Here is a 26,133-nt window from a genome sequence, read left to right on the forward strand (position 1 = left end):
CTTCCCGGCTAATATAAATTTATCCGGCATTACGATGCTGGTTGAGGAATTCACGTAAGAGAAGGTTAAACCGGTCTTTTGCTTCGAGTTTGGCAAGATGGCCGGTATTCCTCATAATAATGAATTTTGAGTTTGGTATTAACTTATGCATCCATGCCTGTATCCAAACCGGCAATACAGAATCATATTGTCCGCCAATTATAAGGGTTGGAACTTCAATTGTTGGCAGTAATGATAAATTATTCACTTCCAGGCAAGCTTTCAATGATTCAATAAAAATCTCATGTTTAGGTCGAAAAAGTTGGTTGAATTGTTTAACAGTTTCCTTATCCCAGGAATACAGGGCCATTCGGGCTAAATATTCTGATTCTTTCCCGGCAGAAGCGACTTTCTGAAACTTTGCTTTTCGATTTTCGAATAGTAGGCGTTTGAGTTTATTTGGAAAGTAGTGGAATGTACTTACTAGCATGAGAGAACGGCAGATAGAGGGCGACTGGCGGTAGATTTCCTGTGCAACGGCTCCACCCATTGATAATCCAACAATGTGAGCGTTTTCAATTTTTAACTCCTTCAATAGGCTGATAATGTCTGCAGCAAAATTCTGGATCGTGATTCCATCGGTCTTGGTGCATTCCCCGTGGCCTCTCAGGTCTGGAATAATTAATTCATATTCATCGGCAAATTCAAATTGGTGCTGCCACCCCTCCTTTATCTCACCTAGACCATGAATAAACACTAATGGCTCGCCTTTACCTAAATGTAAATAAGGAACACCCAATTTGCTAACCTTTGCTTTTTCCATTTTACACCACCTTTCATTTTTAATAGTTTATATCCAAGTTGGTAAAATTGTAAACAGGTTTATTCAGCATTTAGTAATATTTATTGACAAGATTGACAAAATATTACTGATAGGTGTAAAATACATATAGGTGAGGTGATAAAGACATGGTAAACCAAGATAATCAATCAGTCAATCCATCAAAAAATTTTGTGCTGCCATTTATTTTATTGCTTCTTAGCAGGGTATCTCTGCATGGGTATGAATTGAGTCAAAAGCTGGAGTCATTTGGCTTTAAAACTTTGGATCAAGGAAACCTGTACAGAATGTTAAGACAATTAGAAAAAGAAGATTTGGTTTCATCTGAATGGGATACAACTGGTGCAGGGCCTGCCAAAAGAAGGTATTCCATTACAAAAGCTGGTATTACATACTTAAAAGGATATGCCAATCAACTAGAAACGTATCAATCACTCCTTGATCAATTTTTCAAAATGTATACCAGTGTCCTTGAGCTCTATATTCCTTCTTTCCAAAAGAAGGATGCAATAGAGAAAGTAAATAATCGTAAGAGGAGGAAGGACGATGGCGCAGAAGAAGATTGAAGCGATTCCTGAAGTCGACGTAAAAACAGTTCCACAAGCTGCGGAGGAATCTATTGCTGAAGTTTCGTTTGTTAACACTTTTTGGGAACAATATGAGCTTTCCCAGGAACGGGCACGGAAGCTAAGGGAGAGCCGGGAGGATGCCTACCTTAATTCTGTAAAGGAAGTCATCAAGTTCAATAAGCAATATAGAAAATCCGTTGCGAAATTATATGACCAGGCAAGAAAAACAAACAAAGAAATGGTATCTGAGGTTGCCCAGCAAGTTAATTTACGAAAAGAGGATGCAAAGGCTGAGGCAGTGCCAAATAACGATCGGGAAGAACTTAAAAAGCAGCTTAGCGAAGTTTCCAGCCAATTGGAGATATTGGCTTTGACTCCAGTTAAAACCTTTTTCCAATTTGTCGAACAAATGGAAGACAATTTTGTGAAAAATACTGAAGCAGGAATTGGCTATGCTCGCGACCGCAGAAATGCGTGGCTGCAAGTTAGAAAGGAATACGTTAAATTGGCACGTAATACCCATCTTGATTTAGTTGAACGCGGGAAGAATAGTTTGAAAGAGCTTGTTAAAACGAATTAACTACTAGGATATCTGCAGCAAAGGATTATTACAGAATGTGTATTTACCTGAATTAAAGCCGCACTCTCTATTTACAGGGAGTTGTGGCTTTTTTACTTTAAGCCCATTTACTTTCTAAGAATGGGCTTTTCCTTTTTTACAAATCTGGGTAATAGGGATAAGTGTCTATTGCACATTTTTATCTAGGTGAATAGGATATATGGAATTCAAAAAAGGAGGTAATGTTAAATGACTGGTGTAGCAGGTGGCTACGGAGCAGGATTTGCCCTAATCGTGGTTCTGTTCATTTTGTTAATCATTGTAGGGGCTTCTTGGGTTATATAAAAATATAAGGAGGTAAAAAGTATGTTTGGATATGGCGGTTTTGGCTATGGCGGCTGTGGATACGGCGGCTTTGGCTATGGCTATGGTGGCTTCACTTTAATCGTGGTGTTATTTATCCTCTTGATTATTGTAGGAGCAGCTTGCTACTATTAAGAAAATGAATGGGTAATTAGCCCAAAAAACCCGCTTGGTTTCCCAAGCGGGTTTTGTATGTTAGCCGGCTACATTCATTTTCGCACAAATAATTTCGTCGACTTCATGCCCTTCCAAAGTTTCCTTTTTTAATAATGCATCCACCAATAGCAGATACTGCTCTTGATGGCTTTCGATTAATTTTTCTGCTTTCTCTATACCCTTTGCAAACAGTTCTTGCATTTTGATTTCTTTATCCGGTTTACTAAAGGTTAGCGTAAAGCCGTCCTGAAGCATTCCGGTTTCAACCATTTGTTCAATAATATGTTTAGCCTGTTGCACATCGCCGGATACACCGATACTGTGTTCACCAAGAAACATCCTTTCGGCGGTACCGCCGGCTAATATCATGGCAACTCGGTCAAGCAGGTCGCTAGTTGTAGATAAATTCAATTCTTTCGGAATTGGTGCTACATACCCCAAGGCTTCACCCCGTGGAATAATCGTCGCTTTTCTGACTGAACCCGGTTTTGTTACAGAAGCAACAAGGGCGTGCCCGGCTTCGTGGATGGCTACCCGCCGCTTTGTCTCATAATCCTGCAACGGCCTTGAAGTACTTCCTAAAATGGTTCGGTCAAGAGCATAATCTAAGTCCTGTTTTTGAATCATATCACGCCCATTACGAACTGCATGACGGCTTGCTGATTCAAATAATGAAAACAGCTCTGCTCCGGAAAACCCGGAAGTACTTTCCGCTAAACCATCTAATGACGTAAGGACTTCTTTGGCAATCGCTTTTCCTTTTGAATGAATGTCAATGATTTCCCTGCGTCCTTTTGTATCAGGCAGCGGAACATGGAATGAGAAATCTATTCTCCCTGGACGCAAGAATGCTTCATCAAGCATATCTTTTCTGTTTGTAGCGGCAATAAATAAAATGCCGTCATTGGAATGGCCGCCGTCAAGCTGGACAAGAAGTTCAGTTAATGTTTTTTCTCCTTCTTCACCGCCATGGGCTTTACGTCTGCCTGCAAGGGCATCTACTTCATCGATAAAAATGACAGCAGGACGCTGTTTTCTGGCCGCCTGAAACAAGGAGCGGACACGGCTTGCACCAACGCCGACAAATAATTCATTAAACGCTGACCCGCTGGCAGAGAAAAACGAAGCATTCAGCTCATGGGCAATTGCTTGCGCAAGCAAGGTTTTTCCGGTTCCAGGGGGTCCGTATAACAGGATTCCTTTCGGTGGTTTAATCCCAAGCTTTAACGCTCTTTCCTTATCCTTTAATGTTGTCAAAGTTTGCAATATCTCTTCTTTCATTTCATCGCCTAGACCGCCTACATCCTTTAAACTGATGTTTGGCAGAGGTTGGGCTTTTGCGACGCTGTTTTTCATGGAATTTCCTAAGCCGATGCCGCCCTTTGTTTTTTGGACAGCGTAGACAGCACCTCCTAATAAAAGAAGGACTCCAGCCATGATCCATTTACCATAGCGGCTGCTTGAAGAAAAGGAATATTTGATATTATATTTCTCAACCAGTTTATCCACCATTTGGCTATTAGGGGGAACTTGGGAAACATATTCGGATTTGCCTGCTTTTATAAAGAGACTTCCATCGGATTGTTCTGTTATGGTGACTGTTTTCCCGTTTTGCTCTTGAATAATTTTTTCTACAGACGAAAACGGTATAGATACTTGGTTAGTTGTTGATTGAACGAACCAAATAATTCCGGCAATAACTATAATAAATGCTGCGAACAGCGGAAAGAACTTTTTTGAAACTGTTTTTTTGCTTTGATTCATGGGCTATTCCTCCTTTAACAGAAGTACAACCTCTATTATAAGGGGATTTCCAATAAAATGGATGTGGGAATCGATGGAAGCTGATCGAAGAAAAAACACTTCCCACAAAAAACAGGAAGTGCAGCTCAAAATTATGATAATAGCCGAAGATGGGGAATAATGGGCGTGAGAACGCTTTGCGCCAGAACACCGATGCTGACGCCAATACTCGATGCCTTTTTCCATCTGAATACATGAACCTTTTCATCTTTACCTTCATATAAAAATACAAGCTGCTCAGCTTCTTCGGCAATCCCGATTTTTTTATAGGGAATCTTGTTTTGTTCAAGCACGATTTCAAATGCCTTTTGCAATAAATTTAATGTTTGCCGATCAAATTTTGTAATTTCCATAAATCCTCCCAAAAGCATCAATTATGTATAATTTTATTATAGTCATTATTTCAGCCCGATTAAAGAAAATCTCAATTGTATTTTATTGAAATATTGCAAAGTAACCGTTTGAGCGATAAGATTGAAGTTATGGAAAAATCTTAGGCTGTTAAAAGAGAGGAAGACATAATGGGAAACGATTTAAAAAAAGAAGTATTATCGCGCCGTACATTTGCGATTATCTCGCACCCGGATGCGGGTAAAACAACCTTAACGGAAAAATTGCTATTGTTTGGCGGCGCAATCCGCGATGCCGGAACAGTAAAGGCAAAGAAGACAGGGAAATTTGCCACTAGTGACTGGATGGAAATTGAAAAGCAACGGGGAATTTCTGTTACCTCCAGTGTCATGCAATTTGATTATAGCGGTTTTCGCGTCAATATTTTAGATACTCCTGGACACCAGGATTTTAGTGAAGATACGTACAGGACCTTAATGGCAGTTGACAGTGCCGTGATGATTGTCGATTCGGCAAAAGGAATCGAAGATCAGACCATCAAGCTTTTCAAGGTTTGCCGGATGCGGGGAATTCCTATTTTTACGTTTATTAATAAGCTTGACCGTCAAGGAAAACCACCGCTAGAACTTCTGGCAGAACTGGAAGAAGTTTTGGGAATTGAATCCTACCCTATGAATTGGCCAATTGGAATGGGAAAAGAGTTCTTAGGAATTTACGACAGATATTATAATCGTGTTGAACAATTCCGGGTTGATGAAGCTGCACGCTATATTCCCTTAAATGATGATGGGGAAATTGATGGTGATCACAAGCTGAAATCTTCAGGACTTTATGAGCAGACATTAGAGGAAATCATGTTGTTAAATGAAGCGGGAAATGATTTTTCTGCTGAAAAAGTGCAAGCAGGAAGCCTGACACCTGTGTTTTTCGGAAGTGCATTGACGAATTTCGGGGTCCAGACATTTCTAGAGACCTACCTGCAATTCGCGCCGCCTCCTAAAGCGAGAAATTCATCGATTGGGGAAATTGATCCGCTTTCCGACCAATTTTCGGGTTTTATTTTTAAAATTCAAGCGAATATGAATCCCGCCCACAGGGACCGGATTGCTTTCGTACGAATTTGTTCTGGAAAATTTGAAAGAGGAATGACCGTAAACGTTCCACGGCTTGATAAGCAATTAAAGCTTTCTCAATCCACTTCCTTTATGGCAGAAGAACGAAATACCGTGGAAGAAGCCGTCAGTGGAGATATCATCGGTTTATACGATACGGGAACCTACCAAATTGGCGATACGATTACGACGGGTAAGAACAGTTTCCAATATGAGAGGCTGCCGCAGTTTACACCTGAGCTTTACGTAAGGGTATCTGCGAAGAACGTAATGAAGCAGAAATCATTTTATAAGGGGCTGCATCAGCTTGTTCAGGAAGGGGCCATCCAGCTCTTTAAAACGGTCAAAACAGACGAGTATTTATTAGGGGCTGTAGGACAGCTACAGTTTGAAGTATTTGAGCACAGAATGAGAAATGAATATAATGCAGAGGTCATTATGGAACGGCTGGGATCGAAAATTGCCCGCTGGATTGAAAAAGATGAAGTCGATGAAAACCTGTCAAGCTCAAGAAGTCTTCTCGTGAAGGATCGTTATGAGCATTATGTATTTTTATTTGAGAACGATTTTGCATTACGGTGGTTCCAGGAGAAAAATCCGAATGTAAAGCTTTATAATCCAATGGACCAGCATGACTAATCTCCAAAAAATTAAGGCTGCCTCGTACGAGGCAGCCTTAATTTTTTTATTGTCTAGCTGCAAAAGGGATACTTCGTCAGCATATGCTTCGCACGACTGAAAGCGATAGCTTTTAGGAGGAGCGCCTAGGGGCTCGGGGTCATAAGCCAATCCGTCAAGAAGGCTAAAAAGCAGCCTTCTCGCCGGCTCGTCTTATGCCTGTCGCCCCTGGTCAAGGCGCTTCCGCTTTTCTTATTGGGAAATTTTTTGAAAAACCCCCATAAAGAGTATTTCTATATACGTAACATTTATTAAATAAGACATGAACAATAATAAATAAACAAAGGCTCGCGGGCTAAATGCAGTCTTTTCCTATGCTTATCCCCATAAAGACCAAAGCTTGTTTCATATGTTATAATTGGTCGAATAAGAGGTGAGCAAATGCTAGGTTTATTGTTTATGGCTAAAAAGAATAAAAGAACATTAGAAGATACAGTTGTCTTGATTCAGCAAGGTGATAAGTCATTGCTGAATGAACTCATCCAGGCCTATAAACCATTTATCGCTAAAACTGTTTCTTCAGTATGCCGCAGGTATATCTATGAATCCGATGATGAATTTAGCATTGGCCTTATTGCTTTTAACGAGGCGATTGAAAAATATTCAAAAGACCGTGGCAGCTCTTTATTAAGCTTTTCAGAAGTGATTATTAAAAGACGAGTTATTGACTACATTCGAAAGCAAACAAAAAATCAGCACATCAGTATTGATATAACGAATGCCCTCCAAGATGAGGAATTACCTGGTACGGCAATAGTCAATGAGCTTTCCCTTGATGAATATCAGAAAAAGACTGACGAACAGCTAAGAAAAGATGAAATTATTCATTTTCAATCAATACTAGCTTCATTTGATTTAACCTTTAGCGATTTGGTGGAGAATTCCCCGAAGCATGCGGATGCCAGGAAAAATGCCATCATCGCGGCAAAAACATTGGTTGACAATGAAGAATTATTTAAATCATTACGCGAAAAGAAGCGGCTGCCTATTAATCAGCTTGAAAAAATGGTAAATGTCTCAAGAAAAACCTTAGAAAGAAATCGCAAATATATTATTGCCATTGCTTTAATTTTATCAAGTGATTATGTGTATATGAAGGATTATATAAAGGGGGTGCTTGATACATGAAAAAAGGAATAATAATGGAAATGGATGATTTTTTTCTCACGCTTTTAACCCCTGAAGGTGAGTTCTTACGGGCTAAGAGACTTAAGCAATCCTATTCAATTGGAGAGGAAATAACTTTTTATCCCGTTGAAGGCAAGAATCAATTAAGATATTTTTCGTCCATAAAGAAAGTTGCCAAAATGAAAACCGTTTGGGCTGCAGCGGCTGCAGTTTTACTTTTTTCCGGTTCATTTATTCCAATGTATCAAAATAATAAAGCTTATGCCTATATGTCAATTGATGTAAACCCAAGCATTGAACTCGGAATAAATAAAAAGATGCAGGTTGTTGAATTGACAGGCTATAATCCTGAAGGTAAAAAGATTATATCCCATTTGGATGATTGGGAGAAACAAGATGTTACGAAGGTGACGGAAGAAATTTTATCGGAAATAGGTAAAGAAGGGTATTTCAAAACGAACAAGCATGTCATTATTTCAACTGTTCCGACCAGTAAAATGGAAAAGAAGGAAGAGCAAAAGCTTGAAACTGATATTAAAGAGATTACCAAAGCTGTTTCTGAGCAGAAGCTAGCGTATACTTATTTATCAGGCACTGAAAAGGATCTTGAAACTGCTCACGAAAAAGGTGTCACTGCTGGTAAATACAAGGCAGTAAATAATCCAGTGGCAAAAGAGAAAGTGGAGAATAATTGGAAAAAGTACAAAAATCATAGTAATCCTACTGAGCCGGAAGAAAAGATACCGCCAGGGCAATTAAAGAAACAAATGGAGGAAAATATTACCCAGGAACCTCCTGTCGTTGATGATAATACTCCGCAGGCGGCCGCAGGCCAATCTCCAGTCGAAGATAAAATACCACCTGGACAGGCAAAAAAGATAGATGGTAACCAACAAAAGCAAAATCCAGGGCAGGCTAAAAAGCAAGCCAATCAACAGGGGAATTCACAGGGAAATCCCAATCCAAAAGGAAAATACCATTATTCTGACAACCAAATTAAACAAAGAAACAAATAAAAAGAGGCGCTCTCAAAAGAGCTGCCTCTTTGCCATTTTTATGAAATTATTCACGTCCTGATAATTGTGCCTGTGCCTGCTGGACAAGTCTTTTTGTTATTTCCCCGCCGACCGAACCATTGGCTCTAGAAACGGTATCGGACCCCAAATGTACTCCGAATTCTTGGGCTATTTCATATTTAACTTGATCAAGGTATTGTTCAATCCCAGGCACTAATAATTTATTTCTGCTGTTAGCCATATTTTTCACTCCTTATTCTATCCAGAGATTTTTTTCTCTGTAAGGGTAGTATTGATTGCTTTGACTTTATTCATAAGTGGAAATGTTTATCGAATCTGGTTAGCTTTTCAATCTGTCCCTTTGCTTACATCCTTGGTGGGATGCATAAACGGATAAGCTTGCGGCTTTCTTTTGCTTTCTAGCAGTTCCCGATTTTCTGTCGTGTTCCAACCGATATCGTTCGTCGGGTGCACCCACTCATCCCCCGACATTATGGCTGGGTCCGTATCCTCTGACCAGTTTTCCAGTGGAGAATTTTCTGAAGCATATAAGCTATCCCCAATGACTACACCGTGCTCATTAACAAATGGCGCTTCCATTTTTATTCCTGTTCCTTCAAAGCTTGGTGCATTTATTTGATGCGGCAAAGTTTCATCGATAGTTACTTTCTGTTCAATTTTCTTCCTATTATCTTTTTTCATCCAGCAATCCCCCTGTTTTCATTTATTATTTGCGTAAACCTTTTTTTTATTTATGAAAAATAAGGAAACGAATGATTCGACAAAAATTGCTTAAAACTATCTATGTAACATGAATTTTAAGGAGGTTTTCCAAGATGGCTAAGCGGAAGGCTGAATTTGATGCAGTGGAAAAGTACACCAAAACCCCAAAGAAGAATGTCCAGGAAAGTGAATTTTCCGCTGAATTTACCGATAACAATAATGCAATCAGATTTCAAAACCGCAATTCAAAGCTAGGAAAAAAGGGAAGAAGTTAAAATGAAAGGCCGCCGCAAGACCCCGCCAAGAATACCTACTGAGGAATTTAGTGTAGAATTTGGTGATGTAAACGGTATTCCATTGGTTGAAAAAATAAAAAACAAATTTAAGAAAAAACGCACCTAAAAAAGAAAAATAAGCCGTGAGCACTTGCTTAACTGCTTGTCATTGATTTCTATGCAAACAGGCCTGTTAAATTTCCGCTCCGGCACTCGCTTTCCGCGGGGAGGTCCTGAAGCCTCCTCGGCGCTTAGGCGCCTACGGGAGTACGGGGCAGGGGAGACCCCGCAGGAGCTTTAGCGACGAGGAGGCTCCCCTGCACGCCCGCGGAAAGCGAAGCGCCTGGAGCGCTAATCAACAGACCTGTTGAAGTGTCTTTATTTTAATAAACATCATTACAAATTAAAAAAGAATATGAGTAAAATAAAAGGCTATCGAAAGTTTTTCGACAGCCTAATAAACCGGTAGCACCGGTATATTTTTTAAATATTAAAAGGAAATAAGATTGTCTCTAGGTTAGTAGGGTCGAAATACGCCAATAAACCTGAGGATTGGTGGTCTATTTCACCGTTTAGAAAATACTTTGTCAAGTCAAAAGACAGAAGCTCCAGCATGGTATGCTTATAAAGTTCTTTTTCATCCAGCTCAAGTTTGAGAAATTCCGGTCCTAAAAGCAGCGGATTCTCGGAAATGCGTTTGTAGATTTTCGAACGTTCGCTTTTCTCCAGCCCTGCTTCCCACCAAGGTTTTCTCGGTTTGTACTTATGATGTTTTAAATAATCATATTTCATTAAACCGGAAATGACATCAAGGTTCGGAACCGCCCTCTTGATTAAAAATGAATGTAATCGCCGAAATAGATCCTCCAACTGATGGCCGATTCTTGACCATCCCTGTTCATCCCAGTAGGAACCAAAATCCTGAAAGAAATCGAACGGTGAAGGGAAAGCATGTGTCACCAGGTATTCAACTGTGTGATCCATACGGTGGTCATTCCAATATTTTTCTAACACATCTTCCACTTGCTTTATTTTAACAATATCGTCAAACGATAGAACATTGTTGCTTAAAATTTCATATGGGGAATGATCCATATATACATAATCATGTTCTGAAGCACGTATACGTACCCCTGTTCCGCGCAGCATTTTTAAAAACCCTAACTGCAGTTCTTCCGGCCTCATTTCAAACACATCGTTGAAGGTTTTCCGGAAGGAGGCGTAATCTTCTTCAGGCAGTCCCGCGATAAGATCAAGATGCTGATCGATTTTCCCCCCATCTTTCACCATTGTCACTGTTCTTTTCAGTTTTTCAAAATTTTGCTTTCTTCTCACAAGCTCATTTGTATAGTCATTCGTTGACTGTACACCAATTTCGAAACGGAAAAGCCCTTTTGGTGCCTCTTGGTTAAGAAATTCAATCACTTCCGGCCGCATAATATCCGCAGTAATTTCAAATTGAAACACAGTTCCTGGAAGATGTTCATCAATAAGAAAGCGGAACATTTCCATTGCATAGCTTCTGCTAATATTAAAGGTCCGGTCAACAAATTTAATTGTTTTTGCACCGTTTGCCATTAAATAGCGAATATCCTCTTTAATTCGTTCCCGGTCAAAATAGCGGACACCGACTTCGATGGAAGATAGGCAAAATTGACAGCTGAACGGACAGCCTCGGCTTGTTTCGATATAAGTAACCCGTTTCCCCAACTGGGGAATATCCTCAGTAAAGCGGAAGGGGGAAGGTAATTCTTTTAAATCAAGCTTATTTCTCTGTGGTGTGCTGGCTAAGGTTCCATTGTCACGATATGCAACTCCATGGACATTATCGATATTTTTGTTTGTATCAAGCTCCGTCAGCAATTGTTTAAAGGTTTGTTCCCCTTCGCCCATTACGATAAAGTCGATTTCCGGATGTTTTTCCATCCATTCGCGTGTGTCGTAGGAAACCTCAGGGCCTCCTAATACAATAATGAGGGAAGGGTCAATTTTTTTTAACATATTGATGACCTTAAGGGTCTCTTCGATATTCCAAATATAACAGCTAAAACCGATAACATCCGGCTTTTGCTGGTGGAGATCGGAGACAATGTTCATCACCGGATCTTTGATGGTGTATTCCTTTAAAATGATATCAAATTCAGGTGCTGCATATGCCTTTAAGCACCTGATGGCCAGATTGGTATGAATGTATTTTGCGTTAAGGGTGGAACAAATGACTTTCATAATAAAGCTCCTTTTTCAGCTAATAAGAAAGTATAAACTTTCTGTCGAAAGCTTTATACTTTCTCAACGCATAAGTGCAACTACGCCTCTGTCTTCGCCCTTAGGGGCTCGCCAATCGGCGAGTTTTCTTTATAATAAAACAAAATAATATTATAGCTTATTTTAGCCGAAAAGGACAGGGGACAAACCGGTGCCACATTAGCTTATGCTAAGTTGATTATCAATTGCAATTGCGCTGTTATAATACAATGCGTAACCTGTTATATAATTAAAAAACAATGAAGATGCTTTGTAAATAAAGAATTTTTTTGATGGATTAAAATGTGTTTTAAAAAAAATGTTTGGATGTTTGATTTTTGTCACAGATTTAAAAAATAATATAGCCTACAATAGCGGTGAGATAAGTTAATTATTTATGTCTTTTTCGGGTAGTTTTATTGAACAAAGAAGGAGAGGGACATTATGTCTATTTTACCGCAAAAAAATGAGCTGGGTTTTTTTGAAATCCGTCTCGAATCAATCGGTGGTCTTGGAGCAAATCTTGCCGGAAAAATGCTGGCGGAAGCAGGGGTATTAGGGCTTGGGTTAAATGGCTCCAACTTTTCGTCCTATGGCTCGGAGAAAAAAGGAACTCCGGTTAAAAGCTTTATCCGCTTTTGTGAACCTGGGGTTGAAATTCGTGATCACAGTCCAATTGAGCAGCCCCATATTGTGGGCGTTTTCCACGAAGCATTGTATAAAACGATTAATGTGGTCAGCGGTTTAAATGCTGACGGCATCGTCTTAGTCAACTCATCAAGGGATTTCGATGATGTGAAAAAGGACTTAAAACTAGAATATGGAACATTAGCGATTGTAGATGCGTTAACCATTGCTGTCGAGGAAAAAACAAAAGTAAATACAGCGATGCTCGGGGCGTTATTCCGCATTTGTGATTTTTTGGACCCGGACGCCATGAGAAAAGTTATCCGGAAGACATTCGAAAAAAAATACCCGCACTTTGTCGAACCGAACCTACGGACGTTTGACCGCGGCTATAAGGAAGTTGAATTTAAAACATACCATGTTCCGGAGGATGCACAAGGTAAAGCCTTTACCCGCCCGCTTCCGCAGCTAGGCTATATGACCCAAGAGCTTGGTGGTGTAATCACCACTCAGGCAAATAGTATATTAAAAGATTTGAGCGGCTCAAGACAGGGCTTCCTGCCACAGTTTGAACGCGATAAGTGTATAGACTGTGCAGCCTGCGATAACGTTTGTCCAGATTTCTGTTTCGTCTGGGAAGAGGGAGAGGACAAGCGCGGCAGGAAGCAAATGTTTCTTAAGGGAATTGACTATCAATATTGCAAGGGCTGCTTAAAATGTGTGGAAGCATGTCCGACAAGTGCTTTAACGGATCTTCGCGAAATGATCGGATACGCAGATGCAAATCGTGTGAAGCAAAACTTTCCTTATGCAGTAGGAGGGAATTTATAATGGGTATTTTAGAGGAAAAATTAACAGCGCAGGTTGGAGCCGAGCAGATTTCAACCTTTGAATCCGGCAATGAAATGGCTGCGATGGCGGCAGCGCAAATCAACTATCATATTATGGGTTATTTCCCGATTACTCCATCTACAGAGGTGGCACAATTCTTAGACCAAATGAAAGCCCGGGGTGAGCATGATATTAAGCTGATTCCGGCAGATGGTGAGCATGGATCGGCCGGTATTTGCTATGGTGCTGCCGCCACAGGGGCTCGCGTCTTCAATGCAACAAGTGCGAACGGTTTTTTATATATGATTGAACAGCTTCCAGTTCAGGCGGGTACACGATTCCCAATGGTCATGAATCTGGTCACTCGGGCTGTCAGTGGTCCGCTTGATATCCGCGGAGACCACTCAGATCTTTACTTTGGTCTAAATACTGGTTGGGTTATTTTAACGGCTAGAACCCCGCAAGCAGTCTATGACATGAATATTATGGCATTAAAAATTGCCGAACACTCCAAAGTCCGGCTCCCTGTCATTGTAGCCTATGATGGATTCTGGACGTCCCACCAAAAACGGAGAGTTCAATACTTCAAGGACCGCCGGGTAGTGCAGCAATTTGTCGGCGAGTGCCCGACTGATTACAATTTTATTAGAGATCCGCAAAAACCGGTAACGATCGGTGCCCACATGAACGGCGAAGATTTGATGAACAATCACTTCCAGCAATCCGAAGCTATGTACAATGCCGGAGAGGTATTCAGGGAAGTGTCTGCTGAATATGCAAAACTTTCAGGAAGAGAATATTCTGTTTTGGACTTATACAAAATGGAGGACGCTGAAGTTGCGTTATTCCTATTAAACTCTGCAGCCGAATCGGCAAAGGATGTTGTCGACCAGCTGCGCGCTCAAGGAATTAAAGCAGGGGTAATCAGTCCAAATATTATTCGTCCATTCCCGGCTAAAGAAATCCGTGAAGCCCTTAAAAATGTGAAAGCATTATTAGTCGGTGAGCGTGCTGATTCCTATGGTGCACATGGTCCAAACTTAACGCATGAGATCAAGTCTGCCCTGCAGGATGACAAGAATAATCAAACCATCGTATTAAGCCGTGTATTCGGAATGGGCGGTAAGGATTTCTATGCAAGTGATGCCCATGAATTCTTTAATATGGCAATTGATGCGATGGAGAAAGGCTATGCGGAAAAACCATTTGATTATTTCGGGCATGTACCGGGAAATCCGGAAAAAATCCTGAAGCCTGTTATCACTCCGCAGCAGGGTGATGCTTATAAAACTGGTTTAATTGAAGTAAAAATGGATGAAGAAACAAATAAATTAAAAGTGAAAATCCCGCCACTGCGGATGCTGACAAATAAGCCGAAAAGAATTGCTTCCGGTCACGGCGCCTGCCCGGGCTGCGGCATATTTGGCGGGCTGGAGTTGTTCTTTAAAGGGATTGAAGGGGATATTGTCACTCTATTCCAAACTGGCTGTGCCTACGTTACAACAACTGCCTATCCATATAGCTCGCATAAGCAGACAATGATGCATAACCTGTTCCAGAATGGTGCAGCAACCCTCTCAGGTACTGTTGAGGCCTTCATGGAATTAAAGCGGCGCGGGGAAATTCAAGTGTCCGATGATGCAACATTCGTGATGATTACCGGTGACGGCGGAATGGATATCGGTATGGGATCGGCAATTGGGACGGCACTTCGCGGCCATAAGCTGATTATGCTCGAATATGATAATGAAGGCTATATGAATACTGGGTCGCAAATGTCTTATTCGACACCACTTGGGCATATGACGAGTACATCTGGTGTTGGAAAAACTCAGCAAGGGAAAAGCTTCCACCACAAGGATACGGTCCAAATTATGGCTGCGACAAATATCCCTTATGTATTTACCGGATCAGAAGCATTCCCGCAGGATTTGGTCAAAAAAGGCGCGAAAGCCCAGTGGTACGCGCAAAATGTCGGACCAGTGTACGGAAAACTTTTAATTACCTGTCCATTAAACTGGAAGTCTGAGGACCGTTATGGTACAAAAATTCTTGAAGAGGCCGTCAATTCCTGCTTCTTCCCACTGTATGAAGTAGAACAGGGTGTTACCGCTATTACCTATAACCCTGAAGAAAAGAAAAAGCGCGTTTCGGTAACAGAATGGTTTAAATATATGGGGAAAACGAAACATCTCCTCAAAGAGGAAAACAAACATCTAGTAGACGAATTCGAAAGAGAAGTAGAAAAAAGGTGGCAGCGCCTTAAAGCAAAGCATGAAAATCCATGGCTATAAAAAAGAAAAACGCAAAGCAAATTAGCTTTGCGTTTTTCTTTTAAACTAATAAAATTATTGGCAGAAAAAAGGAATTTCCAAGTTTTATATAGAATATATCTTTTTAAATTAACGCTGAACTTTGGTTGATAGCGGGGTGGCCGTTTATTGGAAATCAAATTGGAACAGGATGGTACGTTACCAAGTAAGCCTGATGTAGTGTTTTCAAAAAATGCAAAATTGCAAGAGTACGAACGAAGATATGAACGCATTTTTGAAGATTCCATTGATGGACTCATCCTTTGGGATTACCAATATCGCATAGTGGATGTAAATTTTACAGCAGAAAAGCTATTTGGTCTTCCAAAGGAAAAATTAATAGGTAGATTGTTTTATGAGCCATTTAGCAAGCTTGAAAAACAAACGCTAGAAATAAAGAAACATATAAAGCAGGTAATTGAAAAGGGTTATTATACATCCATTATTGTTTTTGAGATGATTTCCGGCAAAAATAGGCATATCGAAATCAGTTCAAAATTAGACATTATGACGGACTTGAATTTTACCGCCTTAAAGGATATTACTGAAAAGATGGATATGCAGGAACAGCTTAGGAAATCAGAAACGTTAAAGGTTATAGGCGAGCTTGCGGCCGGAATTGCCCACGAAATCAGGAATCCGATGACCGCTTTAAAAGGCTTTATCCAGCTGCTTGAAGGTAGCATCAAACAAGAACATTCCATGTACTATGAAGTGATTACTAGTGAGCTAGAGCGGATTGATACCATCATTAACGAATTTTTACTATTGGCTAAACCCCAGGAAATCCGTTTTCAGGAGAAGAATCTGAATCAAATAATGAGGGAAACCTTAGACATTTTACATGCCCAGGCTGTATTACATAATGTTCAATTCTCAACAGGGTTTGATGAAAAGCTTTCTCCGATTTTTTGTGAACCCAATCAGTTGAAAAAGGTTTTTATTAATTTAATCAAAAATGCGATCGAAGTCATGCCAGGCGGCGGAACAATTACGGTTACGATAGAGGCCTTTGAGAATAATCAGGCTCTTATTTCAATCCAGGATGAAGGGATCGGAATATCCAAAGAGAAATTACAAAGGCTGGGGGAAGCCTTTTTCACAACCAAAGAAAGAGGCACAGGACTTGGATTAGTGGTTAGCTATAAAATCATTGAGGAGCATAAAGGCTCAATACGGATTGAAAGCGAAGTAGGAAAAGGGACTACATTCTTTATTACCCTGCCGCTCCATTAAAACTTAAAAAGTATGATAAAGAGGCTGACTTGCAGCCTCTCAAATTGTCGAGAAAGGTTATTTTTCTTGGCAATTTTTTATTTTATCTAAATCTAAATTAATAGTCTCTGCAACTAGGCCTGTTGATTTCCGCTCCGGGCACTCGCTTTCCGCGGGGAGGTCCTGAAGCCTCCTCGGCGCTTTGGCGCCTGCGGGGGTCTCCAGTGACCTCTATATCCCGCAGGAGTCGAGTGCCCTCCGCTCCAATCAACAGGGAGACAAATTAATCTAAATTATTGCAACACACTTTTTCGAACCTTGCTAAGTGTATCGGCTTTATGAAGGACATTTCTCTCCTAGATTCCTTTGATTTTGTCCTTCATCGGCTTTATGAAGGACATTTCACTCTCAGATTCCTTCAATTTTGTCCTTCATCAACTCTGGCAAGAAAATACTTGTTCATCTTGTAAAATTGAAGTTTTAATTTAATGAACCTGTTGATTGGCGCGGAAGGCACTAAGACTCCTGCGGGAGACCCCGCAGGAGCGATAGCTCTGAGGAGGCTCCCCGGCACGCCCGCGGAAAGCGAAGTGCCTGGAGCGCCAATCAACAGACTTGTTGAAAGGGCAATATATTAATTATATTATAATTAATTACCGTATTAAATCGCTAAAGAATAAGAGCTAAATAAAAGGCTATCGAAAGGTTTTCGATAGCCTAAGAGGCTGATTTACACCCTCTTATTTGCTGTAAAGAATCATTTATAATAATCCGGTCTGCGGTCTTCGAAAATTGGAATCTGCTTACGGATTTCTCCGACAAGCTTTAAATCAATCTCTGCAGTTAAAATCTCCTCATCTGCGCCAGCTTCGGCGATAATCTCACCCCATGGATCAATTACCAGTGAATGTCCGGCAAATTGATTATTCGGATCGCTTCCGGAACGGTTACAGGCAATCACAAAGCATTGGTTTTCGATTGCTCTGGCAATTAATAGATTTCTCCAATGCGATAATCTTGGTGCAGGCCATTCCGCCACTACAAACAGCGCTTCCGCTCCTTCAGATGTATGGGCACGAATCCATTCCGGGAAGCGGATATCATAGCAAATGACCCCGGCAAATGCATGATTATCAAGCTTAAACAGACCTTTTTCACAACCCGCTTCCAAATAAAGGTGCTCATCCATCAGCTTGAATAAATGCAGTTTACTATATTCGGAACTAAGTTCCCCCTCACGGTTTATGATAAGAAGGGTATTTTTCACTCCCTTGTCATCCCGATTGGCGACAGAACCGCCGACAAAGTTAACATTGTACTTTTTGGCGGCATTTTTTAAAAATTCTATTGTTTGAAGCGCTCCTTTATCAGCGATTGTATCAAGGCGGGTCAAATCATAGCCTGTTGTCCACAGCTCGGGCAAGATAATGATATCCGGCTGATCGCTAACAGCTGCTTCGATTAGTTTTTCTGCATTCTGATAGTTTTTCTCGGGATTGCCAAAGGCAATATCCATCTGCAAACAAGCAATCTTTAATTTCATTATTATCTCTCCCTTATGAAATTTCGGAATTTTTCCTTTACAAGCCGTTATAAAAGTTATATCATTTGTGACTAGAATTTCAACCTTAAAATTTAGAAAATAGCAGGTGAGAACATGAAGCATTTTCCTCAATCGGAAATATTGAATAGTCTTCCAAAGCAATTTTTTGCATCACTCGTCAAAAAAGCTGGAGAGTACATAGAACGGGGATTTGATGTGATCAATTTAGGCCAGGGGAATCCCGACCAACCGACACCAGGGCATATCGTTGCTAAGCTTCAGGAGGCAGCGGCAAACCCTATAAATCATAAATATTCTCCATTTCAAGGATTTCCTTATTTAAAAAAAGCCGTTTCTGATTTTTATTTTCGGGAATATGGTGTAGAACTCAACCCCGAAAAGGAAGTCGCAATCCTTTTTGGAGGCAAAGCAGGTTTGGTGGAGATTCCACAATGTTTGTTAAACCCTGGGGATACCGTTTTGGTTCCTGATCCAGGATATCCTGACTATTGGTCCGGGGTCGCACTGGCTAAAGCCGTAATGGTCACCATGCCTTTGAAAGAAGAAAATCGTTTCCTTCCTGACTATAGCGAGCTAGGGACAGAGAATCTTAAGAAGGCAAAATTAATGTTCCTCAACTATCCTAATAATCCGACCGGGGCTGTGGCTGACCTAGAATTTTTCGAAGAGACTGTAAGGCTTGCAAATGACCATGATATTTGTATTGTACACGACTTCGCCTATGGAGGCATCGGTTTCGATGGTGTAAAACCACCAAGCTTCTTGCAGGCACAGGGTGCCAAAGATGTCGGTATTGAAATATACACACTCTCTAAAACTTATAATATGGCAGGCTGGCGCGTTGCTTTTGCAGTAGGAAATGAAAGTGTGATTTCTGCATTAGAGCTCATTCAGGATCACTTATATGTCAGTTTGTTTGGTGCCGTCCAGGAGGCAGCGGCTGAAGCGCTGACAGGCCCTCAGGACTGCGTGAAGGATTTAAATGAGATGTATGAGCAAAGACGAAATTGCCTCATTGACGGCCTCTGTTCGATAGGCTGGGATGTGTCTGCTCCAAAGGGATCTTTCTTTGCCTGGCTAAAAGTGCCGAATGGTTTTTCTTCTGAGGAATTTTCCAACATTTTGTTGGAAAAGGCTCAAGTAGTAGCAGCGCCGGGAGTTGGTTTTGGTTCGTATGGTGAAGGATATGTTCGAATCGGCCTGCTGACCTCAGAAGAGCGCCTTAGAGAAGCAGTCAAACGAATCAGTGAGTTAGAGATATTTAAAAAAAGCTAAAAATATAAAGTTACAAAGCTGGCTTAGATTTTTTTAGAGCCAGCTTTTTTATATTAGATTCGGGACTTTTGTGCTAAAAAAATATTTTAAAAAAATGTACAATCCGTCCATAGTAGTGAATACGCTTTCATCTTTGGCGCAAAGCGGTTTTCTTCAATAATCCCAATCCACAACTAACGATTTGGGAATTTATGTCGAAATTTCAAGAAAACAAGCAAATAAACTGTCGAAAATAGAAAGTTTTAGAATGTTTTGTCTACTTTTGCGAATGTATTTACATTTGAAGAAATTCTTGTCATAATTCATCAAGTAGTCTAATTTTTTAGCGAATTACAGTAAGTGTGTAAGAGGTAGGAGGATAACATTGTACGAGTATAGTAATACCACTAGTCACAGTCCGAACCATAGTCAAATGATTGAAGAGATAAAAGCAAAACGAGAACTTATGATAAAAAGTGCAAATACATTGGGATTTACAAGTGAACAAACCATTAAATACAGTCAAGAACTGGACGAGTTAATCAATGAGTATCACCGAATGATGGGACAAGCCTCCAAACCACCTGAAGAAATCAAATTCGCCTTAAAGCAGATGATCATGATTTGGCCCAAAGTATTAGTCTAACTAATTAGTAATTACCTAACTGTAAAATGCCCAGAAACCTCAAAATAAAGGCCTTCCGTTACATTTAATCATTGTAGCAGAAGGCCTATTCTTTTTAGTGCCTCCTTTAAAAAAATATTTTTCAGATAGAAAAATATTTTCTACATGTATAGACAGTGCTGTGATTTTTATCATTGTCTATATCTCAATATTTCATATAGTTAAATTAGTACTATTTTCTATCTAAAATACCCACACCATGATGAACTTCACCCGTGCTTGCTGCACATGCAGCAAATTTTCTCTTAAATGAATTTTCCAACTTTTTTCATTCAATTAAAGAAATCTATTAATTTTGGGTAATATGCTTAAATTGCGATTCATATATCGTTAATAAAAGCATTTTTAATAACCAACCAGTAAGTCAAACGCTTTCATTATTTTTAGCTTATTTGGAGGAGGGAAGTCCTACATGCACATTGTCGTATGTGTCAAACAAGTACCCGATACAAAAATCATCAAAATCAATCCGAAAACAAATACACTCGACCGCAGGAGTGCCCCGGCTATTTTGAACCCATATGATGCCCATGCGGTTCAAGAAGCAGTTAAAATCAAAGAAAAAACTGGCGGGACCATCTCGGTTTTATCAATGGGACCTCCGCAGGCAACTGCTGTCATTAAGAAAAGCGTTGAAATTGGCGCAGACCAAGGGTATTTAATATCGGATCGTGCTTTTGCCGGTGCCGATACACTTGCAACCAGTTACGCCTTATCAAAGGCGTTGGAGAGAATTGCCAAGGAACTCCCGATTGACATGATTATTTGTGGAAAGCATGCCATTGATGGAGATACCGGTCAGGTTGGCCCTGGTATCGCCCGGAGATTGGATATTCCTCCTGTTACAAATGTGATTGAGGTAACAGAAGTGAATGAGCGTGAGAAGACGGTCTTAATTCAACGGAAATTAACCAACGGATACGAACTGGTCCAGTCGGAAATGCCTTGTCTATTAACAGTTGAAAAAGAAATCAATGATATCAAGTATTCACCAATGCCGAACATGATTAGTGCTGCAAGATATGAACCGATTATTTGGGCAGTGGATGATCTTGAAAATGTTGACCGCTCACAGCTTGGACTAAAAGGGTCACCTACGGTTGTCGGCAAAATGTTCACACCTCCACGGCCTGAAGGCGGGAAAAAGCTAGATGGTTCCGCCGATGAGCAGGTAAGTCAGCTAATGGATATTCTGATGGAGAAAAAAGACCTGTTTACATTACAGTCAACTAAATGATGTTAATAAATTTTAGGGTATAGAGCAGGGAGGGTCTTAAATGAATCTTGACGATTACCGTGGAGTCTGGGTATTCATTGAACAAAATGACGGCAAAATTGAAGATGTTTCACTAGAATTGCTGGGTGCCGGCAGGAAGCTGGCAGATAAGCTTGAGGTCCCATTAGGGGGATTCTTGCTGGGCAATCAAATAAGGCCATTAGCTAATCAGGTTATTTCTTATGGGGCTGACGAGGTCTACGTAATTGACCATCCAGTTTTGAAGGATTATCGTACAGAATCCTATATGAGCGGTGTTATGCTGCTAGCGCAAAAATATATGCCGGAAATTATTCTTTACGGTGCAACCCCCAACGGAAAGGACTTGGCAAGTGCTGTTGCAACTGATTTAGTTACAGGATTAACAGCAGATACGACGATGCTGGATGTGGACGTAGATAATAGATTGCTAGAAGCAAGCCGGCCGGCATTCGGCGGTAATATTATGGCAACGATCCTCTGTAAGAAGCATCGCCCGCAAATGGCAACAGTAAGACCTAAAGTAATGAAGGCACTTGAGCCGGATGCAGGAAGACAAGGAAACATCATTGAAGAGAAAATAGCTCTGCACGAAGACGAAATGCGTACAAAAGTACTACAAATTGTGAATGACGTAACAAAAAAAGCTAAATTAGCCGATGCCCATGTCATCGTATGCGGTGGCAAAGGAATGGGCGACCTGCAAAATTTCCAGCTAATCCATGAATTGGCGGAATCAATCGGCGCAAGCGTAGGCGGAACCCGCGATGTCGTTGAAGCAGGATGGCTGCCTCATGAGCAGCAGGTTGGACAGACAGGAGAAACGGTCACACCGAAAATTTATTTTGCCATTGGAGTATCCGGAGCGATTCAGCATGTGGTCGGTATGAAGAATTCCGAGTTTATAATTGCCATCAACAAAGACCCGAACGCCCCGATTTTTGACGTGGCAACGTACGGCATTGTAGGAGACGCAATGGAAATTCTCCCTAAACTAATCGAGCAATTTAAAAAGCTTAAAGCTGAAAAGGGCGGTGAACTGAGCTATGCCTGAGAAGTTTGACGTGATTGTGGTAGGGGCTGGCCCTGCAGGAACCTCTTGTGCTTACACTTGTGCTAAAAACGGTCTGAATGTACTGCTGATTGAACGCGGAGAGTACCCAGGGGCAAAAAACGTTATGGGTGGAGTATTGTACCGCCAGCAAATGGAAGAGTTGATTCCTGAATTTTGGAAAGAAGCGCCGCTTGAAAGACCAGTCATTGAACAGCGGTTCTGGATGATGGACAAAGAATCAGTTCTTTCGTTTGGATATAAAGGCCTTGAATGGGGTGTGGAGCCATATAATAACTTTACAGTTCTAAGGGCCCAGTTTGACCAATGGTTCGCAAAGAAAGCTGTGGAGGCAGGAGCGCTTCTAATTACCGAAACAGTTGTCACGGAATGTATTGTCGAAAACGGCAAGGTAGTTGGGGTCCGCACTGACCGGCCGGATGGTGAGGTTTTTGCAGATGTAGTCGTCCTTGCTGACGGAGTTAACTCGTTGTTATCCAAACAGCTTGGGTTTCATAAGGAGTTCCGCCCGGACGAAGTGGCGCTGACAGTTATGGAAGTTGTTAATCTTCCAAAAGAAAAAATAAATGACCGCTTCAATTTGGAGGACAACCAAGGCTGCACAATTGAGATCTTTGGAGATTCCACAAAAGGAAATCTGGGTACGGCTTTCCTATATACCAACAAAGAAAGTTTGAATATCGGTGTGGGGACAACACTATCGAGTATGATAAAAGCAAAAATGAAGCCCTATGAACTGCTGGATTACTTAAAGAATCATCCGATGGTCAAGCCGTTCATTGCTGGCGGCGAGTCTGCTGAATATCTTGCCCACCTCATTCCGGAAGGCGGCTACCGCTCAGTTCCTAAAGTGGCAGGCAACGGAGTTATTGTTGTTGGGGACGCTGCCCAGCTTGTTAACGCTATTCATCGTGAAGGTTCGAACATGGCGATGCATTCTGGCTTATTGGCTGCTGAGACTGTCATTGAGGCGCATCGCCACGGCAATTTCAGCGAATCAATGTTAAATAACTACCGCGAGGCCCTTTATAATAGCTTTATCATCAAAGATTTAGAGAAGTACAAAGATGCGGCCCATACGTTCGAAAAATACCCGCAATATTTTAAAGAGTATGTTCCGATGATGAATCAGGCAGCTAGCAAATTCTTTACGGTTGATGGCACGCCAAAACGTGATAAACAAAAGCAAATTATTAAGAATATGACCTCACAAAGAGGAACGCTTCGCGTATTGCAAGATCTCTATCGTGCTTGGAAGGCGGTGAAATAATGTCAACGAAGAATATTGAGGAAAAACAGTATCTTCTCAGGTTTAAGTGTGACACAAAGTCCCATCTTACCGTTCTTGATCATGACGTTTGCATGACCCAATGTCCTGATAAAATTTGTACAGTATTTTGCCCAGCCGAGGTATATAAGTGGGAAGGAACGCGGATGCAGGTAGGTTATGAAGGCTGTCACGAATGCGGAAGCTGCCGGATTGGCTGCCCTTACCAAAATATTAAATGGGAATATCCAAAAGGCGGACACGGGATTGTCTTCAGGTTAGCATAAAAAAAGGTGCTGTTTGCTATTGCAGACAGCACCTTTTTTAGGCTAATAAGAAAGTATAAATTCAATTACGCCTCATGAACCGTCCAATCGAACTCGTCAATCGGCGAGTTTCCATTTACTAATTGCAATTTACACTATATGTATATTTTTTCACATGGGATTATAAAAAGAAGGTGAAGCTAGAAGGTAAGTATTTAAAGGGTCAGCTTATTTTCTCTAAAAGGGCTGCCGAGGAAAGTTCATCTTTTTTGCAGGAGGCTGCAAGCGAGGAAGCAAGGGTTATGGCATGATCCATTTGTGCCATATTTTCTGAGCAATAATATGGCTTTTTCCAATTGAAGTCGCCGTCATTTGCGGCTGGATATATACTGACTTTCCAATGATAATAAATCCGTGGCTGAGGGAGCTGAACCCCTTCTACGGCAATTAGCCAATGTGTAGAATTGGATTCTGGAATATAGGCATCTGTATCCTTAAGCGAAACAAGATCATTTGCACCAATTGGTAAAAATGCCGTTTGATAAAAGTCATGATAATTTGGGGTTTTCAATATATTTACCTCCCTTTCATAATATCTAACTTTATTATATGAAACTATAAAGACTTTTTTGAGTGATAAATGTTATAATTTTTCAAAAAAATAAAACGTTTTCAAAAAGTTGTCAATTATATTATGAGGAAGTTGTAATTTGGGTATAGATGTGACGATTGTCACTACATAATTGTAATGGCGCTTTTATACTGAAAGCAGAAGATTGAAAGAGGTGAATGTAATGAGCAGTTGTATGAGCGGTTTCGGCGGGATGCCGAGTGCTGAGCTAAAAAGTAAGGGATTAAGGCAATTGAAAGAAGAACATCCCCCATTAAGAAGCCAAATGGAAGGATTGTACAGCCTAACCCAAAAAATTGATAAAGATATTGATATAGAAGTTAATTTCCAAGAGTTAATTACGAAGGTAAAAGAATTTCAGGCAGCGCTTGACCCGCATTCGGAAAGAGAAGAAGGTGTGCTGTTCCCAATGATGGGGACTTATATTGGGACAACTTCTGGACCAATAGCGGTAATGGAGTATGAGCATGACCAAGCAAAAGCACATATTAAATCCTTTCTTGAGCCGGCTGCCGGCAGCCTTGCTTCACATGATGAATTAAAAAAATTAGCTGGATACATCCAAAATGCTTACTTTATTTTAACGGAGCATTTTAACAAGGAAGAAAACGTCCTTTTTCCAATGGCCGAGCGAATGCTCTCTGATGAAGAAAAAGAAGAGTTATATCAAAGAATTCAAGAAATTAAGAAAAAAGGATGGGCATAGATTCCATCCTTTTTTCTTTTTCTATCATATAAACATTTAGGATAAGAAGTGTGACTTTGCCGTTAATTGACATAGGTTCGAAATTTTTTTATAATAATTTTGAAATCGAGATATTATGGGTGTTTTGCTTTTGAGGGCAATTTCCCAATAAAGATAAAGGATGGGTTGTTATGGAAAAAGATTCAACAGCCGTTTCGCTAAAGCTATTTATTGTTCTCTCTAGAGCCTATAAAGCCATTAATGAACACGTTAATAAAGTGATCCAAGCAAGCGGTCTAAACCCAACTGAGTTTGCCGTATTAGAGCTACTTTACCACAAAGGCGACCAGCCGCTGCAACAAATTGGTGCAAAAATCCTGCTTGCGAGCGGAAGTATTACGTATGTTGTCGATAAGCTAGAACAAAAGGGATTATTGAGAAGGAGTGCCTGCCCGACAGATAGACGTGTCATTTTTGCACAAATAACAGATGAGGGGAAAAAATTGATTCAGGATATTTTTCCTGAACATGCCCAACAAATTGATAAGCTTATGTCAAGTTTATCTGATTCCGAAAAGCTGGAGGCAATTGACCTGTTAAAAAAATTAGGTCTGCCTGCAGGGAAATTTTAATACGGCTTTTAGTCGTATTTTTTTTGCAAAAAGGAATATT

General features: G+C 40.7%; 28 protein-coding genes. 20 read left to right on the forward strand and 8 right to left on the reverse strand.

The window, feature by feature from the left end:
* Positions 1-19 precede the first annotated feature (19 nt).
* The gene (locus tag ACNQGS_RS15840) at positions 20-802 is read right to left on the reverse strand and encodes an alpha/beta fold hydrolase (RefSeq protein ID WP_491488152.1); all 783 of its coding nucleotides are present in this window, start codon (positions 800-802) and stop codon (positions 20-22) included.
* 146 nt (positions 803-948) lie between these two features.
* On the opposite strand from ACNQGS_RS15840, the gene phaQ reads away from it, so the two are divergent.
* From phaQ to ACNQGS_RS15860, 4 genes are all read left to right on the forward strand, one after another.
* Positions 949-1,386 (forward strand): poly-beta-hydroxybutyrate-responsive repressor, encoded by a 438-nt coding sequence (phaQ, locus tag ACNQGS_RS15845; protein ID WP_213140945.1) that lies wholly within the window; start codon positions 949-951, stop codon positions 1,384-1,386.
* A complete protein-coding gene (locus ACNQGS_RS15850; protein ID WP_213140944.1) occupies positions 1,367-1,969 on the forward strand; it encodes a hypothetical protein in 603 nt (200 codons plus the stop codon). The genes phaQ and ACNQGS_RS15850 overlap by 20 nt, the downstream gene beginning before the upstream one ends.
* Before the next feature lie 228 nt (positions 1,970-2,197).
* Entirely contained in the window at positions 2,198-2,293 is a 96-nt protein-coding gene (locus tag ACNQGS_RS15855) for a YjcZ family sporulation protein (RefSeq protein WP_213116542.1), read from the forward strand.
* 21 nt (positions 2,294-2,314) lie between these two features.
* Positions 2,315-2,446: a YjcZ family sporulation protein gene (locus ACNQGS_RS15860; protein ID WP_213140942.1), complete on the forward strand. Its 132-nt coding sequence runs from the start codon at positions 2,315-2,317 to the stop codon at positions 2,444-2,446.
* Between the two features lie 60 nt (positions 2,447-2,506).
* On the opposite strand, the gene ACNQGS_RS15865 is transcribed toward ACNQGS_RS15860, so the two are convergent.
* Both ACNQGS_RS15865 and ACNQGS_RS15870 read right to left on the reverse strand, forming a co-directional pair.
* The gene (locus ACNQGS_RS15865) at positions 2,507-4,231 is read right to left on the reverse strand and encodes an AAA family ATPase (protein WP_491488153.1); all 1,725 of its coding nucleotides are present in this window, start codon (positions 4,229-4,231) and stop codon (positions 2,507-2,509) included.
* A gap of 131 nt (positions 4,232-4,362) precedes the next feature.
* Complete coding sequence (locus ACNQGS_RS15870; protein ID WP_491488154.1) at positions 4,363-4,623, reverse strand: hypothetical protein; 261 nt, start codon at positions 4,621-4,623, stop codon at positions 4,363-4,365.
* A 168-nt stretch (positions 4,624-4,791) separates the two neighbouring features.
* Here ACNQGS_RS15870 and ACNQGS_RS15875 point away from each other — a divergent pair, with 168 nt between their 5' ends.
* The 3 genes from ACNQGS_RS15875 (at position 4,792) to ACNQGS_RS15885 (ending at position 8,555) form a co-directional block, all read left to right on the forward strand.
* Positions 4,792-6,372 (forward strand): peptide chain release factor 3, encoded by a 1,581-nt coding sequence (locus ACNQGS_RS15875; protein ID WP_491488155.1) that lies wholly within the window; start codon positions 4,792-4,794, stop codon positions 6,370-6,372.
* Positions 6,373-6,792: 420 nt separating this feature from the next.
* Complete coding sequence (sigI, locus tag ACNQGS_RS15880) at positions 6,793-7,539, forward strand: RNA polymerase sigma factor SigI (protein WP_491488156.1); 747 nt, start codon at positions 6,793-6,795, stop codon at positions 7,537-7,539.
* On the forward strand, positions 7,536-8,555 hold the full coding sequence (locus ACNQGS_RS15885; RefSeq protein WP_491488157.1) for an anti-sigma factor domain-containing protein: 1,020 nt from the start codon (positions 7,536-7,538) through the stop codon (positions 8,553-8,555). Before sigI ends, ACNQGS_RS15885 begins: the two co-directional genes overlap by 4 nt.
* A 46-nt stretch (positions 8,556-8,601) precedes the next feature.
* On the opposite strand, the gene ACNQGS_RS15890 is transcribed toward ACNQGS_RS15885, so the two are convergent.
* Both ACNQGS_RS15890 and ACNQGS_RS15895 read right to left on the reverse strand, forming a co-directional pair.
* A complete protein-coding gene (locus tag ACNQGS_RS15890; RefSeq protein WP_213116535.1) occupies positions 8,602-8,796 on the reverse strand; it encodes an alpha/beta-type small acid-soluble spore protein in 195 nt (64 codons plus the stop codon).
* A gap of 107 nt (positions 8,797-8,903) precedes the next feature.
* Entirely contained in the window at positions 8,904-9,257 is a 354-nt protein-coding gene (locus ACNQGS_RS15895; RefSeq protein ID WP_491488158.1) for a DUF3905 domain-containing protein, read from the reverse strand.
* 134 nt (positions 9,258-9,391) lie between these two features.
* Between ACNQGS_RS15895 and ykzP the strand changes: the two genes are divergently transcribed.
* Positions 9,392-9,553 carry a protein YkzP gene (gene ykzP / locus ACNQGS_RS15900; RefSeq protein ID WP_213116533.1) on the forward strand — a complete coding sequence of 54 codons (162 nt, stop codon included), beginning with the start codon at positions 9,392-9,394 and terminating at the stop codon, positions 9,551-9,553.
* Position 9,554: 1 nt separating this feature from the next.
* Entirely contained in the window at positions 9,555-9,680 is a 126-nt protein-coding gene (locus tag ACNQGS_RS15905) for a hypothetical protein (protein ID WP_277398204.1), read from the forward strand.
* Between the two features lie 356 nt (positions 9,681-10,036).
* Here ACNQGS_RS15905 and ACNQGS_RS15910 read toward each other — a convergent pair whose 3' ends face one another.
* The gene (locus ACNQGS_RS15910) at positions 10,037-11,779 is read right to left on the reverse strand and encodes a B12-binding domain-containing radical SAM protein (RefSeq protein ID WP_491488159.1); all 1,743 of its coding nucleotides are present in this window, start codon (positions 11,777-11,779) and stop codon (positions 10,037-10,039) included.
* 462 nt (positions 11,780-12,241) lie between these two features.
* Between ACNQGS_RS15910 and ACNQGS_RS15915 the strand changes: the two genes are divergently transcribed.
* The 3 genes from ACNQGS_RS15915 (at position 12,242) to ACNQGS_RS15925 (ending at position 16,803) form a co-directional block, all read left to right on the forward strand.
* Positions 12,242-13,255: a 2-oxoacid:acceptor oxidoreductase family protein gene (locus ACNQGS_RS15915; protein ID WP_491488160.1), complete on the forward strand. Its 1,014-nt coding sequence runs from the start codon at positions 12,242-12,244 to the stop codon at positions 13,253-13,255.
* Entirely contained in the window at positions 13,255-15,549 is a 2,295-nt protein-coding gene (locus ACNQGS_RS15920) for a thiamine pyrophosphate-dependent enzyme (protein WP_491488161.1), read from the forward strand. Before ACNQGS_RS15915 ends, ACNQGS_RS15920 begins: the two co-directional genes overlap by 1 nt.
* A gap of 147 nt (positions 15,550-15,696) precedes the next feature.
* Complete coding sequence (locus ACNQGS_RS15925) at positions 15,697-16,803, forward strand: ATP-binding protein (protein ID WP_491488162.1); 1,107 nt, start codon at positions 15,697-15,699, stop codon at positions 16,801-16,803.
* Positions 16,804-17,539: 736 nt separating this feature from the next.
* Here the strand turns inward: ACNQGS_RS15925 and ACNQGS_RS15930 are convergent.
* Positions 17,540-18,448 carry a carbon-nitrogen family hydrolase gene (locus ACNQGS_RS15930; protein WP_491488163.1) on the reverse strand — a complete coding sequence of 303 codons (909 nt, stop codon included), beginning with the start codon at positions 18,446-18,448 and terminating at the stop codon, positions 17,540-17,542.
* On the opposite strand from ACNQGS_RS15930, the gene ACNQGS_RS15935 reads away from it, so the two are divergent.
* The 6 genes from ACNQGS_RS15935 (at position 18,440) to ACNQGS_RS15960 (ending at position 24,166) form a co-directional block, all read left to right on the forward strand.
* Positions 18,440-19,621: a pyridoxal phosphate-dependent aminotransferase gene (locus ACNQGS_RS15935; RefSeq protein ID WP_491488164.1), complete on the forward strand. Its 1,182-nt coding sequence runs from the start codon at positions 18,440-18,442 to the stop codon at positions 19,619-19,621. The two genes, ACNQGS_RS15930 and ACNQGS_RS15935, sit on opposite strands and share 9 nt — an antisense overlap.
* A 364-nt stretch (positions 19,622-19,985) precedes the next feature.
* Complete coding sequence (locus ACNQGS_RS15940; protein WP_491488165.1) at positions 19,986-20,246, forward strand: Spo0E family sporulation regulatory protein-aspartic acid phosphatase; 261 nt, start codon at positions 19,986-19,988, stop codon at positions 20,244-20,246.
* 451 nt (positions 20,247-20,697) lie between these two features.
* Positions 20,698-21,522 (forward strand): electron transfer flavoprotein subunit beta/FixA family protein, encoded by an 825-nt coding sequence (locus ACNQGS_RS15945; RefSeq protein ID WP_491488166.1) that lies wholly within the window; start codon positions 20,698-20,700, stop codon positions 21,520-21,522.
* A gap of 40 nt (positions 21,523-21,562) precedes the next feature.
* Positions 21,563-22,594 (forward strand): electron transfer flavoprotein subunit alpha/FixB family protein, encoded by a 1,032-nt coding sequence (locus ACNQGS_RS15950; protein WP_491488167.1) that lies wholly within the window; start codon positions 21,563-21,565, stop codon positions 22,592-22,594.
* The gene (locus tag ACNQGS_RS15955; protein ID WP_423801561.1) at positions 22,587-23,882 is read left to right on the forward strand and encodes an FAD-dependent oxidoreductase; all 1,296 of its coding nucleotides are present in this window, start codon (positions 22,587-22,589) and stop codon (positions 23,880-23,882) included. The genes ACNQGS_RS15950 and ACNQGS_RS15955 overlap by 8 nt, the downstream gene beginning before the upstream one ends.
* Positions 23,882-24,166, forward strand: a complete 285-nt coding sequence (locus ACNQGS_RS15960) for a ferredoxin family protein (RefSeq protein WP_040204690.1) — start codon at positions 23,882-23,884, stop codon at positions 24,164-24,166. Before ACNQGS_RS15955 ends, ACNQGS_RS15960 begins: the two co-directional genes overlap by 1 nt.
* Before the next feature lie 202 nt (positions 24,167-24,368).
* Here ACNQGS_RS15960 and ACNQGS_RS15965 read toward each other — a convergent pair whose 3' ends face one another.
* Positions 24,369-24,716, reverse strand: a complete 348-nt coding sequence (locus ACNQGS_RS15965) for a hypothetical protein (RefSeq protein WP_491488168.1) — start codon at positions 24,714-24,716, stop codon at positions 24,369-24,371.
* A gap of 223 nt (positions 24,717-24,939) precedes the next feature.
* Between ACNQGS_RS15965 and ACNQGS_RS15970 the strand changes: the two genes are divergently transcribed.
* Complete coding sequence (locus ACNQGS_RS15970) at positions 24,940-25,482, forward strand: hemerythrin domain-containing protein (RefSeq protein ID WP_491488169.1); 543 nt, start codon at positions 24,940-24,942, stop codon at positions 25,480-25,482.
* Positions 25,483-25,652: 170 nt separating this feature from the next.
* Complete coding sequence (locus ACNQGS_RS15975; protein ID WP_213116522.1) at positions 25,653-26,093, forward strand: MarR family winged helix-turn-helix transcriptional regulator; 441 nt, start codon at positions 25,653-25,655, stop codon at positions 26,091-26,093.
* Positions 26,094-26,133 lie beyond the last annotated feature (40 nt).

Source organism: Neobacillus sp. PVCKKU3, from assembly GCF_058323225.1.

Coding starts and splice junctions, on each gene's coding strand:
- ykzP (WP_213116533.1), top strand. CDS start 9,392: ATGGCTAAGCGGAAGGCTGAATTTGATGCAGTGGAAAAGTACACCAAA.
- ACNQGS_RS15960 (WP_040204690.1), top strand. CDS start 23,882: ATGTCAACGAAGAATATTGAGGAAAAACAGTATCTTCTCAGGTTTAAG.
- ACNQGS_RS15895 (WP_491488158.1), bottom strand. CDS start 9,257: ATGAAAAAAGATAATAGGAAGAAAATTGAACAGAAAGTAACTATCGAT.
- ACNQGS_RS15905 (WP_277398204.1), top strand. CDS start 9,555: ATGAAAGGCCGCCGCAAGACCCCGCCAAGAATACCTACTGAGGAATTT.
- sigI (WP_491488156.1), top strand. CDS start 6,793: ATGCTAGGTTTATTGTTTATGGCTAAAAAGAATAAAAGAACATTAGAA.
- ACNQGS_RS15950 (WP_491488167.1), top strand. CDS start 21,563: ATGAATCTTGACGATTACCGTGGAGTCTGGGTATTCATTGAACAAAAT.
- ACNQGS_RS15860 (WP_213140942.1), top strand. CDS start 2,315: ATGTTTGGATATGGCGGTTTTGGCTATGGCGGCTGTGGATACGGCGGC.
- ACNQGS_RS15910 (WP_491488159.1), bottom strand. CDS start 11,779: ATGAAAGTCATTTGTTCCACCCTTAACGCAAAATACATTCATACCAAT.
- ACNQGS_RS15975 (WP_213116522.1), top strand. CDS start 25,653: ATGGAAAAAGATTCAACAGCCGTTTCGCTAAAGCTATTTATTGTTCTC.
- ACNQGS_RS15885 (WP_491488157.1), top strand. CDS start 7,536: ATGAAAAAAGGAATAATAATGGAAATGGATGATTTTTTTCTCACGCTT.
- ACNQGS_RS15935 (WP_491488164.1), top strand. CDS start 18,440: ATGAAGCATTTTCCTCAATCGGAAATATTGAATAGTCTTCCAAAGCAA.
- ACNQGS_RS15855 (WP_213116542.1), top strand. CDS start 2,198: ATGACTGGTGTAGCAGGTGGCTACGGAGCAGGATTTGCCCTAATCGTG.
- ACNQGS_RS15870 (WP_491488154.1), bottom strand. CDS start 4,623: ATGGAAATTACAAAATTTGATCGGCAAACATTAAATTTATTGCAAAAG.
- ACNQGS_RS15970 (WP_491488169.1), top strand. CDS start 24,940: ATGAGCAGTTGTATGAGCGGTTTCGGCGGGATGCCGAGTGCTGAGCTA.
- ACNQGS_RS15865 (WP_491488153.1), bottom strand. CDS start 4,231: ATGAATCAAAGCAAAAAAACAGTTTCAAAAAAGTTCTTTCCGCTGTTC.
- phaQ (WP_213140945.1), top strand. CDS start 949: ATGGTAAACCAAGATAATCAATCAGTCAATCCATCAAAAAATTTTGTG.
- ACNQGS_RS15875 (WP_491488155.1), top strand. CDS start 4,792: ATGGGAAACGATTTAAAAAAAGAAGTATTATCGCGCCGTACATTTGCG.
- ACNQGS_RS15890 (WP_213116535.1), bottom strand. CDS start 8,796: ATGGCTAACAGCAGAAATAAATTATTAGTGCCTGGGATTGAACAATAC.
- ACNQGS_RS15930 (WP_491488163.1), bottom strand. CDS start 18,448: ATGCTTCATGTTCTCACCTGCTATTTTCTAAATTTTAAGGTTGAAATT.
- ACNQGS_RS15840 (WP_491488152.1), bottom strand. CDS start 802: ATGGAAAAAGCAAAGGTTAGCAAATTGGGTGTTCCTTATTTACATTTA.
- ACNQGS_RS15920 (WP_491488161.1), top strand. CDS start 13,255: ATGGGTATTTTAGAGGAAAAATTAACAGCGCAGGTTGGAGCCGAGCAG.
- ACNQGS_RS15850 (WP_213140944.1), top strand. CDS start 1,367: ATGGCGCAGAAGAAGATTGAAGCGATTCCTGAAGTCGACGTAAAAACA.
- ACNQGS_RS15955 (WP_423801561.1), top strand. CDS start 22,587: ATGCCTGAGAAGTTTGACGTGATTGTGGTAGGGGCTGGCCCTGCAGGA.
- ACNQGS_RS15945 (WP_491488166.1), top strand. CDS start 20,698: ATGCACATTGTCGTATGTGTCAAACAAGTACCCGATACAAAAATCATC.
- ACNQGS_RS15915 (WP_491488160.1), top strand. CDS start 12,242: ATGTCTATTTTACCGCAAAAAAATGAGCTGGGTTTTTTTGAAATCCGT.